We start from the raw sequence: 10,492 nt of genomic DNA on the forward strand, positions 1-10,492 counted from the left end.
GGGGCGGGTGGGTCGACCGCCGACCGTGACGGCGTGTCACCGCCGCCCGCGTGGCCGCGCGGGGCGGGCGCGTACCCTTGGGCATCATGAGCGTCCAGTCCACGACGCCGCGCCCGGTCGCGGCCAACTCCGTCTGGCCCCGCTTGGAGCCGCTGCTGCCCCAGGTGACGAAGCCCATCCAGTACGTGGGTGGTGAGTTGGGGGCGGTGGTCAAGGACTGGGACGCGGCGGTGGTGCGCTGGGCGCTGATGTACCCGGACGCGTACGAGGTGGGCCTGCCCAACCAGGGCGTGCAGATCCTCTACGAGGTGCTCAACGAGCTGCCCGACGTGCTGGCCGAGCGGACGTACGCGGTCTGGCCGGACCTGGAGAAGCTGATGCGGGCGCACGGCGTGCCGCAGTTCACCGTCGACGCGCACCGCTCGGTGCGGGACTTCGACGTCTTCGGCGTCTCCTTCGCCACCGAGCTGGGCTACACGAACCTGCTCACCGCGATCGACCTGGCCGGCATCCCGATGCTCGCCGCCGACCGGACCGAGGCCGACCCGGTGGTCCTGGCGGGCGGGCACGCGGCGTTCAACCCGGAGCCGATCGCCGACTTCGTCGACGCCGCGGTGCTCGGCGACGGCGAGGAAGCGGTGCTGGAGATCACCGCGATCGTCCGCGAGTGGAAGGCGGAGGGCTGCCCGGGTGGGCGCGACGAGCTGCTGTTGCGCCTCGCCCGCACCGAGAGCGTGTACGTCCCGCGCTTCTACGACGTGGACTACCTGCCCGACGGCCGGATCCAGCGGGTCGTGCCGAACCGGGCGGACGTGCCGTTCCGGGTGCACAAGCGCACGACGATGGACCTGGACGCCTGGCCGTACCCGAAGAAGCCGCTGGTGCCGCTCGCCGAGACGGTCCACGAGCGGTACGCGGTGGAGATCTTCCGGGGCTGCACCCGCGGCTGCCGGTTCTGCCAGGCCGGCATGATCACTCGGCCGGTGCGGGAACGCTCCATCACGACAGTGGGGCAGATGGTACGGGAGGGCCTGGAGTTCTCCGGCTTCCACGAGGTGGGCCTGCTCTCGCTCTCCTCCGCCGACCACTCCGAGATCGGCGACATGTGCTCCGGCCTCGCCCAGCAGTACGAGGGCACCAACGTCTCGCTCTCGCTCCCCTCCACCCGGGTGGACGCGTTCAACATCGATCTGGCCCAGGAGTTGTCCCGCAACGGGCGCCGGACCGGTCTGACCTTCGCCCCCGAGGGCGGGTCGGAGCGGATCCGCAAGGTCATCAACAAGATGGTGTCGAAGGACGACCTCATCCGTACCGTCGTCACCGCGTACACCAACGGCTGGCGGCAGGTGAAGCTCTACTTCATGTGCGGCCTGCCCACCGAGACCGACGACGACGTCCTCGAGATCGCGGAGATGGCGCACGAGGTGATCCGGGCCGGCCGGGCGGCGACCGGGTCGAAGGACATCCGCTGCACGGTCTCCATCGGCGGGTTCGTGCCGAAGCCGCACACCCCCTTCCAGTGGGCGGCGATGGAGCGGCCCGAGGTGATCGACGGCCGGCTCCGGCTGCTCAAGCAGGCGATCAACGCCGACCGGTCACTGGGTCGGGCCATCGGCTTCCGCTACCACGACGGCGAGCCGTCGCTGATCGAGGGCCTGCTCAGCCGCGGCGACCGCCGCGTCGGCGCGGTGATCCGCCGGGTGTGGGAGAACGGCGGCCGCTTCGACGGGTGGAGCGAGCACTTCTCCTACCAGCGCTGGGTGGACGCGGCGGCCGAGGTGCTGCCGGGGTTCGGCGTCGACCTGGACTGGTACACCACGCGCGAGCGCGACGAGCTCGAGGTGCTCCCGTGGGACCACCTGGACTCCGGGCTGGACAAGGACTGGCTCTGGCAGGACTGGCAGGACTCGCTGGGCGAGTACGAGCAGGACGACTGCCGGTGGACGCCGTGCTTCGACTGCGGCGTCTGCCCCTCGATGGACACCGAGATCCAGATCGGGCCGACCGGTAAGAAACTGCTCCCGCTCACCCCGGTCAACGGGCTCAAGTTGCCCGCCGGCGCCGAGCAGTAGCGACGACACGTCTCCGCCCCGACCGCGTACCGTCACGAACGCTGCGACAGGATGGGGCGGACCCGCAGGTACCCCCGAGGAGCTCACGATCGCCAGAAAGCCTCAACCCGAGGGCGGCCAGGCACCCGTCGTCCAGCGGGTCCGGATCCGGTACGCCAAGCGGGGACCACTCCGGTTCACCTCGCACCGGGACTTCGCCCGGGCCTTCGAGCGCGCGCTGCGCCGGGCCGGCGTACCGATCGCCTTCTCCCAGGGCTTCACCCCGCACCCGAAGATCTCGTACGCCTCCGCGGCGCCCACCGGCGTGGGCAGTGAGGCGGAGTACCTGGAGATCGGCCTGCGTGAGCCGGTCGACCCGGAGCAGTTGCGCATCGCCCTGGACGCGGCGCTCTCGCCCGGCCTCGACGTGCTCGACGCCGTGGTGGCCGGTGGCGGCAGCCTCGCCGACCGGATCGAGGCGTCCCGGTGGCGGATCGAGCTGCCCGAGGTCGACCCGGCGACGCTGGAGCCCGCGGTGAGGGCCTTCACAGCCGCGGAGGAGATCCAGGTCGAGCGGATGACCAAGCAGGGGCGGCGCACCTTCGACGCCCGTGCCGCCGTCATCGCCGTCGATGTGCTCCCACCGTCGGAGACGCCTTCCGGGGCACCGGCCGTACCGTGTGCGATACTCGAAGTGGTCGTGCGGCAGGTCACCCCGTCCGTACGACCCGATGACGTCCTTTCCGGCCTCCGCGTGGTGGCCGGCCTGGAGCCGCCGGTTCCGCCGAGAGTGACCCGGCTGGCTCAGGGCACGCTGACCGCGCAGGGCGAGATCGTGGATCCGTTGGATGCGGACCGCGACGGGGCAACCATCGGCGAACACTGACCGACGGTCGGCGTTCGGGTAGGCAGACTTCGGCGGTCGCGCACCTCGCGCACCGGCGGAACACCTTTTGCGGCGACCCTGCGTGGCAGCGCTCACCCGCGCCCGGGGTAGCCAGAACTGGAGAACGTCCATGCTCGAGAACGAGCCCGAGGGCGGCGAACGGACCGGTTCACAGCCGGCCGGTGACACCGCCGATCAGCAGCACAACCCCGTCGACGGGGGCGGCACGGAGAGCCGCATCGGCGCGGAGGGCGCCGAGGAGTCCGGCACCGCCGAGCTCGCGCCGCCGGCCCGGCGGCGTACCACCCGGCGGCGCGCCACGCCGGTGAACGAGCCGGAGCAGGCCGACGCGCCCGTGGCGGCCTCCACCAGCGGCGTGGGCAGCGCCGAGTCCCCGCAGGCGGAGGTCTTCGCGCCCATCTCCGGTGACTCCGACATCGCCCCGAAGACCCCGCGCCGGCGCCGCAAGGCGACCGCCGCGAAGGCGGTCGAGGAGCCGGTGGTCGCGGAGGCCGTCGAGGAGGGCTCCGCGGAGCTCGTCCCGCCCGTCAAGGTCACCCGCACCCGGCGGCGGAAGGCCGCGCCCGCCGTCGAGCCGGTCGAGGCGACTCCGGCCGAACCCGTGGCGGAGACGCCCGCCGAGGAGGCGGTGCCGCCGGCAGCCGCCGAGGAGAGCACCGGTGAGCTTCCGCCGGCCACCGCGCGAGCGGAGGAGCCGGAGACCACCGACGAGGACGCGGAGCAACCCGACAGCAACGCCGGGGCGCAGTCCGGCGACGTCGCGCCCGGGGTCGCCGTGACCGCGGAGCAGTCGACCGAGGCCGAGGTGGTGGATCAGCCGCGTGGTCGCCGCCGGCGGGCCGCGCTCGCCGCTCCGACCGTGCTGTTCATGGCCCCGCAGCCGGACGCGGAGCCGGTCGTCCGGGCGCCCGAGCCCGCGCCCGCCGAGGCCCCGGCCGCCGAGGAACCGGCCGAGCCGGCCCGCCGTCGGCGGCGGGGCCGCCGGGACGCCGAGCTCGTGGAGCCGGCCGAGGCGGAGCAGGAGCCGACCGAGGAGGTCGCCGAGGCCGAGGAGGACGAGGCCGAGGAGGACGACGAGGACACCCTCGCCGCCCGGCGCCGGCGTCGGCGCGGCCGGCGCGGTCGTGGCCGGGGCAAGGGCGGTGCCGACGAGGCCGAGGAGGACGAGGGCGAGGAGGCGGCGCAGGCCGAAGCCGAGCCCGAAGCCGAGGAGGTCGAGGAGGAGGACGAGACCGAGGGCGGGGACGGGATGACCCGTCGCCGCCGCCGTCGCCGTCGTCGCGGCGCCGGTGACGTGGAGGCGGGCGCCGACGACGGTGTCCCGACCGTGGTCAAGATCCGTGAGCCGCGCCGGACCGTGGACGAGGTCCAGGGCGTCTCCGGCTCCACCCGGCTGGAGGCGAAGCGCCAGCGCCGCCGTGACGGCCGGGAGCAGCGGCGTACCCGGCCGCCGATCCTCAGCGAGTCGGAGTTCCTGGCCCGCCGGGAGGCGGTGGACCGGGTGATGGCGGTACGCCAGCGCGGCGACCGCACCCAGATCGCGGTGCTCGAGGACGGCGTCCTGGTCGAGCACTACGTCACCCGCAACTCGTCGGGCACCATGGCCGGCAACGTCTACCTGGGCAAGGTGCAGAACGTCCTGCCGAGCATGGAGGCGGCCTTCGTCGACGTCGGCCGGGGCCGCAACGCGGTGCTCTACGCCGGCGAGGTCAACTGGGACACCACCGGCCTGGAGGGGCGGGCCCGCTCGATCGAGCAGGCGCTCAAGTCCGGCGACTCGGTGCTGGTGCAGGTCACCAAGGACCCGATCGGGCACAAGGGCGCCCGGCTCACCAGCCACATCGCGCTCTCCGGCCGGCACCTGGTCTACGTGCCGAACGGCAACGCGTCCGGGATCAGCCGGAAGCTGCCGGACACCGAGCGCAAGCGGCTGCGGGACGTGCTGAAGAAGCTGGTCCCGGACGGCGCGGGTGTGATCGTCCGCACCGCCGCCGAGGGCGCCAGCGAGGACGAGCTGGCCCGGGACGTCAAGCGGCTCCAGGCGCAGTGGGAGGACATCCAGGCCAAGGCGGCCGAGGGCGGCGCTCCGGTGCTGCTCTACGAGGAGCCCGACCTGGTCATCCGGGTGGTCCGGGACCTCTTCAACGAGGACTTCCGCGAGCTGGTCATCGAGGGCGACGAGGCGTACGACCTGGTCGACTCGTACCTGTCGCACGTCTCACCGGACCTGGTTCCCCGGCTGCGTCGCCACGCCGGCATCACGGACGTCTTCGCCGAGTACCGGATCGACGAGCAGATCCTCAAGGGGCTGGACCGCAAGGTGTTCCTCCCCTCGGGCGGCTCGCTGGTGATCGACCGCACCGAGGCGATGACCGTCATCGACGTCAACACCGGCAAGTACACCGGCTCCGGGGGCAACCTGGAGGAGACGGTCACCCGTAACAACCTCGAGGCGGCCGAGGAGATCGTGCGCCAGCTCCGGCTGCGCGACCTGGGCGGCATCGTGGTGATCGACTTCATCGACATGGTGCTGGAGTCGAACCGGGAGCTGGTGCTGCGCCGGTTGACCGAGTGCCTGGGCCGGGACCGCACCAAGCACCAGGTAACCGAGATCACCTCGCTCGGTCTGGTGCAGATGACCCGTAAGCGGATCGGCGCGGGGCTGCTGGAGGCGTTCAGCGAGACCTGCGAGTGCTGCAAGGGTCGCGGCGTGATCATTCACACCGAGCCGGTGCCGGAGAAGCCGCGGACCGGTGGGGCGGGGGAGAAGGTCAAGGCGGTCGCCTCCGCGGTCGTGACCCCGCCCGCCGAGTCGGGTGGCACCAGCCGGCGGCGGGCGCGCAAGGCGGCCCCGGTGGAGCGCGCGGTGGCCGAGGTCAGCGAGACCGACCCCGTCGCCGACACCACCGAGGTGGACGCCACCACCAGCACCGCCGCCGTCACCGGCGCCGACACGACCTCGGGGCACGACGCCGAGTACTACGACACGATGGGCTACGACCTCTCCCGTTACGAGACGGCGACCGAGGCCGCGCCGGCGGTGGCCGACAGCCAGGAGGGCGAGTCGGCCCGGCTGGCCGGGGCCGACGACCCGGACGCGCTCTCCGAGGAGGGCGAGGAGGAGAGCACCACCCGGCGCCGCTCCCGGCGCGGCGGTACCCGGCGGCGTACCCGCCCGTGACCTGACCGGTCGCTCCGCCCGTGGACGGCAGGGCCCCCACTCCGGCACCATGAGGCCGGTGGGGGCCCGAGTCGTCTCCGGCGGGCCGCCGGGCGGGAGGACCGCGGATGCGCCGAGTGATCATGGTGGCGGTGCTGGTCGCGGGCCTCTGTCCGGCGGTCGCCTGCGCGGCTGAGCCGCCCGCCGCCGCGCCGAGCACCACCGCCGGCCCGGCCGGGTCGACAGCCGGTCCGACGGCGGGGGATGGCGCTCCGACCGGTGGGGACAGCCCCGCGGTCTGCGCCGCGGTCCGGCGAGCCGGCGAGGTCGCGGTCCGGACCTACGACGAGGAGCTGGGCCGGATGGTCGCGGCGGTCGGCGCCGGTGACGGCACGGCGGCCGAGACCGCCCGCGGGCGTGCCGGGGCCGCCCTCGACGGCTGGCGGACAGTGCTGCGCGAGCAGTCGGCTCGCGCCGCCGACCCGCAGCTGGGCGCGCTCCTCGACGACCTGGCCGGCGAGGTGGCGGCGATGGGCGCCGACGTGGACAGCTTCGACGAGACCGGGCTGGACCGCCTCCGGCAGCGTCTCGACCGGCTCTGCCCGGGCTGATCCGCCGGGTCGGTTTGGGCTGCGGGGTGGGCATGGCGTACGCTGGCCTGCGGCGCACTCTTGTGTGCCGAGTTCCCGCGTGCCCGCGCCGCCGTGCCACTGCTACCCGGCGAGCCGCCGTGGGGACGACCACCAGCAGCCTCAACGACAGGGAGTCCGCCTCCGATGTACGCGATCGTCAAGACCGGCGGCAAGCAGTACAAGGTCGCCGAGGGCGACGTGATCGAGGTCGAGAAGCTCGCCGGCGCCCCCGGCGACGCGGTGAAGCTGGCCGCGGTGCTCCTCGTCGACGGTGACGACCTGGTGACCGACGCGGCCCAGCTCGCCAAGGTCGCGGTGTCCGGCGAGATCGCCGCGCACACCAAGGGCCCCAAGATCCGGATCCACAAGTTCAAGAACAAGACCGGCTACCACAAGCGCCAGGGTCACCGCCAGCCGCTGACCCAGGTCAAGGTGACCGGCATCTCCAGCGGGAAGTAGGTCGTCCTCAGATGGCTCACAAAAAGGGTGCGTCCAGCTCGCGTAACGGCCGTGACTCCGCGGCTCAGCGGCTCGGCGTGAAGCGTTTCGGTGGCCAGGTGGTCAGCGCCGGCGAGATCATCATCCGGCAGCGCGGCACCAAGTTCCACCCCGGTGACCTGGTCGGCCGTGGCGGGGACGACACGCTCTTCGCGCTGTCCGCCGGTGCGGTCCAGTTCGGCACCAAGCGCGGTCGCAAGACCGTCAGCATCGTGCCGCAGCAGTAGTTCTCGAGCGAAGCGGGCCGCGGACCTGGTGTCCCGGCCCGCTTCGCTTTTTCTCGTGCGGGGCGCTCCCCGCTGGAAGGATTGACGGCGTGACGACGTTCGTTGACCGGGTCGTTCTGCACCTGCAGGCCGGCGACGGCGGGCACGGCTGTGTCTCGATCCACCGGGAGAAGTTCAAGCCGTTCGGCGGTCCGGACGGTGGCAACGGCGGGCACGGTGGCAGCGTGCGGCTGGTCGTCGACCCGCAGGTGCACACACTGCTCGACTTCCACTTCCGTCCGCACGTCAAGGCGCCGAACGGCAAGGGCGGCGCCGGGTCGCACCGGGACGGCGCCAACGGCACCGACCTGGTGCTCACGGTCCCCAACGGGACGGTGGTGCTGAGCCAGGACGGCACGGTCCTCGCCGACCTGGTCGGCGCCGGCACGACCTTCGAGGCGGCGCGCGGCGGTAGGGGCGGCCGGGGTAACTCGTCGCTTGCCAATTCCCGCCGCAAGGCGCCGGGCTTCGCCGAGCTGGGTGAGCCGGGCGAGCACCTCGACGTGGTGCTGGAGCTGAAGAGCGTCGCCGACGTCGGCCTGGTCGGCTTCCCGTCGGCCGGCAAGTCCTCGCTGATCTCGGTGATCTCCGCGGCCAAGCCGAAGATCGCCGACTACCCGTTCACCACCCTGGTGCCCAACCTCGGCGTGGTCCGGGTCGACAGCCACACCTTCACCGTCGCCGACGTGCCGGGCCTGATCCCCGGTGCGGCCAGCGGCAAGGGTCTCGGCCTGGAGTTCCTCCGGCACATCGAGCGCTGCGCGGTGCTGGTGCACGTCATCGACACCGCCACGCTGGAGCTCGGCCGGGACCCGCTCGCCGACATCGACGCCATCGAGGACGAGCTGAACCAGTACGGCGGTCTGGCGGACCGGCCCCGGCTGGTGGCGCTCAACAAGATCGACGTACCGGACGGCCGGGACCTGGCCGAGATCGTCCGGCCGGACCTGGAGGCGCGCGGGTTCCGGGTCTTCGAGATCTCCACCGCCACCCGCGAGGGGCTGAAGGAGCTCACGTTCGCGATGGCGGAGCTCGTCGAGGAGGCCCGCGCCGCGACACCGATCGTCGAGCCGACCCGGATCGTGATCCGTCCGGCCGCGGTGGACGACGCCGGCTTCACCATCGAGGCGGAGCCGGACGGCTCCTACACCGTCCGCGGCTCGCGCCCCGAGCGCTGGGTCCGGCAGACGAACTTCGACAATGACGAGGCGGTCGGCTACCTCGCCGACCGGCTGGCCCGGCTCGGCGTCGAGGAGAAGCTGGCGAAGGCCGGCGCCCAGCCCGGTGACCTGGTCCGCATCGGCGAGCGCGAGTTCGACTGGCAGCCGACGCTCTACGCCGGCGTGGAGTACGTTCCCACCGTGCGCGGCGCCGACCAGCGGTTGGAGGAGAAGTCGACGCGGGCCTCGGCGGCCGAGCGGCTCGCCGCCCGGAAGGCGCGCCGGCAGCGACCCGCCGACGAGATCGGCACCGACGCGACTGACGCGACCGACGGGATCGGAGCCGACGCGGCCGACGACGCGGAATAGCTCGTACGGGCGCGACCGGGGACGTCGACGACGCCGAATAGCTCGGTACCGTCCGCGATCGGGTCGTTTCGCGGAAACCTGGCGGAAATCCGCCCGGCCTACCGTGAAACGATGCTGATCGAGTTCCGCGTCGCCACCGATCCGGAGATCGCCGCCCTGGTCACCGCCCAGCAGCGTGAGCTGCGGGAGGCTGACGGCGGGTTGGACGGCCAGGCGACCGAGACCCATGACGGCATCCGGTACCTCGCCGTCGTGGTCAACGGCCGGGCGGTCGCCTGCGGAGGTCTCCAGTCCCTCGACGCGGAGACCGGCGAGATCAAGCGGATGTACGTCCGGCCGGCGTACCGGGGGCGGGGCATCGCCCGGCAGCTGCTGGCCGCGCTGGAGGAGCTGGCGTACCAGCGGGGGCAGAGCACTATCCGCCTGGAGACCGGCACGTACCTGCCGGCCGCGATCGGGCTCTACACCTCGTGCGGTTACGAGCCGATTCCGACCTACGGTGAGTACGCCGGCAACCCGTACAGCGTCTGTTTCGCCAAGCGCCTGCCGGTGCCCGCCTGACCGGCGTGGGTCCGGCCGCCTCCCGGGCGGCCGTCGCCCGGCTCAGGCGCCGGTCTCGGCGTGCGCTCTGGTGACCGGCTTGGACTCCGGCGACGAGTGTTGGCGCAGGAAGATGCTCAACACGACCAGGGTGCCGACCGCCAGGAACTCGCTCTGCCAGTTCTGCATGGACTGGAACCAGAAGTCGCTGGTGCCGAGGAACTGGAGGGAGCTGATCGGCGGGGCGCCGCTCTGCAGCGCCTGCTCGGCGTTGTACTGCGCGGTGCCGCCGAGGAGGTGCCCGACGAACGAGCCGGCGAAGATCAGCAGCAGGGCGAGGGAGAGGCTGTTCCGGTAGATCACGAGCGGTAGGCCGCCGTGGCGGACCGGCCAGGGTGAGGCGGCGGTGGCCCGACGCTCGTCGTCCTCGGGCCGCTCGGTCTCGTCCTCCGACTTCGACTCCGCCGAGCCCCGCTGGATCAGGTACGCGGTGAGCAGGACGTAGCCGCCCATCTGGAGGAACTCCGACTCCCAGTTCTCGAAGACCGCCTCGGCGAAGTGTCCGGTGGCCAGGTACGCGGGCCAGCTCAACGGGGCGGCCCCGAACTCGGCCAGCTCTTCGTTGTGGCTCTGCCAACCGAACACGCTCTGCAGCGTGAGGAAGACGAAGAACGCGCCGAACATGGCGACTGCCAGGGCGTTGTTGCGTAACCAGCGCGGCATCTCGACCTCCTCGGCGGTGATCCGGTGACTCTCCGGTGCCCAACCGGCTCAGCGGGCAAACCGGACCGGTGCCGGAAGGCGCGGGAGCACCCGTTCGGGTGACGGCGCCGGATCGGAGTGGCCGAGCGTTCGGTGACGCTGCGCCGGGGCGTACCGGCGGCGTCCGGGGCGGCGGGAGGTCAGGGG

9 protein-coding genes are annotated in these 10,492 nt (G+C 72.6%); 8 read left to right on the forward strand and 1 reads right to left on the reverse strand.

Annotated features, from left to right (window positions below; translation table 11 throughout):
• The first annotated feature begins 86 nt into the window (after positions 1-86).
• The 8 genes from E1211_RS26525 (at position 87) to E1211_RS26560 (ending at position 9,604) form a co-directional block, all read left to right on the forward strand.
• On the forward strand, positions 87-2,072 hold the full coding sequence (locus E1211_RS26525; protein WP_132352020.1) for a TIGR03960 family B12-binding radical SAM protein: 1,986 nt from the start codon (positions 87-89) through the stop codon (positions 2,070-2,072).
• Between the two features lie 145 nt (positions 2,073-2,217).
• Entirely contained in the window at positions 2,218-2,937 is a 720-nt protein-coding gene (locus E1211_RS26530; RefSeq protein ID WP_132352022.1) for a TIGR03936 family radical SAM-associated protein, read from the forward strand.
• Between the two features lie 130 nt (positions 2,938-3,067).
• Positions 3,068-6,139 carry an Rne/Rng family ribonuclease gene (locus E1211_RS26535; protein WP_132352024.1) on the forward strand — a complete coding sequence of 1,024 codons (3,072 nt, stop codon included), beginning with the start codon at positions 3,068-3,070 and terminating at the stop codon, positions 6,137-6,139.
• 107 nt (positions 6,140-6,246) lie between these two features.
• Complete coding sequence (locus E1211_RS26540) at positions 6,247-6,729, forward strand: hypothetical protein (protein WP_132352026.1); 483 nt, start codon at positions 6,247-6,249, stop codon at positions 6,727-6,729.
• A 165-nt stretch (positions 6,730-6,894) separates the two neighbouring features.
• Positions 6,895-7,209, forward strand: coding sequence for a 50S ribosomal protein L21 (gene rplU, locus E1211_RS26545; protein WP_132352028.1), 315 nt, complete (start codon positions 6,895-6,897; stop codon positions 7,207-7,209).
• 11 nt (positions 7,210-7,220) lie between these two features.
• Positions 7,221-7,475: a 50S ribosomal protein L27 gene (gene rpmA, locus E1211_RS26550; RefSeq protein ID WP_132352030.1), complete on the forward strand. Its 255-nt coding sequence runs from the start codon at positions 7,221-7,223 to the stop codon at positions 7,473-7,475.
• Positions 7,476-7,564: 89 nt separating this feature from the next.
• Positions 7,565-9,043: a GTPase ObgE gene (gene obgE / locus E1211_RS26555; protein WP_132352032.1), complete on the forward strand. Its 1,479-nt coding sequence runs from the start codon at positions 7,565-7,567 to the stop codon at positions 9,041-9,043.
• 111 nt (positions 9,044-9,154) lie between these two features.
• Positions 9,155-9,604 (forward strand): GNAT family N-acetyltransferase, encoded by a 450-nt coding sequence (locus E1211_RS26560; protein WP_132352034.1) that lies wholly within the window; start codon positions 9,155-9,157, stop codon positions 9,602-9,604.
• 42 nt (positions 9,605-9,646) lie between these two features.
• On the opposite strand, the gene E1211_RS26565 is transcribed toward E1211_RS26560, so the two are convergent.
• Positions 9,647-10,306, reverse strand: coding sequence for a DUF6766 family protein (locus tag E1211_RS26565; RefSeq protein WP_132352036.1), 660 nt, complete (start codon positions 10,304-10,306; stop codon positions 9,647-9,649).
• Positions 10,307-10,492 lie beyond the last annotated feature (186 nt).

Source organism: Micromonospora sp. 15K316, from assembly GCF_004348525.1.
GTDB lineage: Bacteria > Actinomycetota > Actinomycetes > Mycobacteriales > Micromonosporaceae > Micromonospora.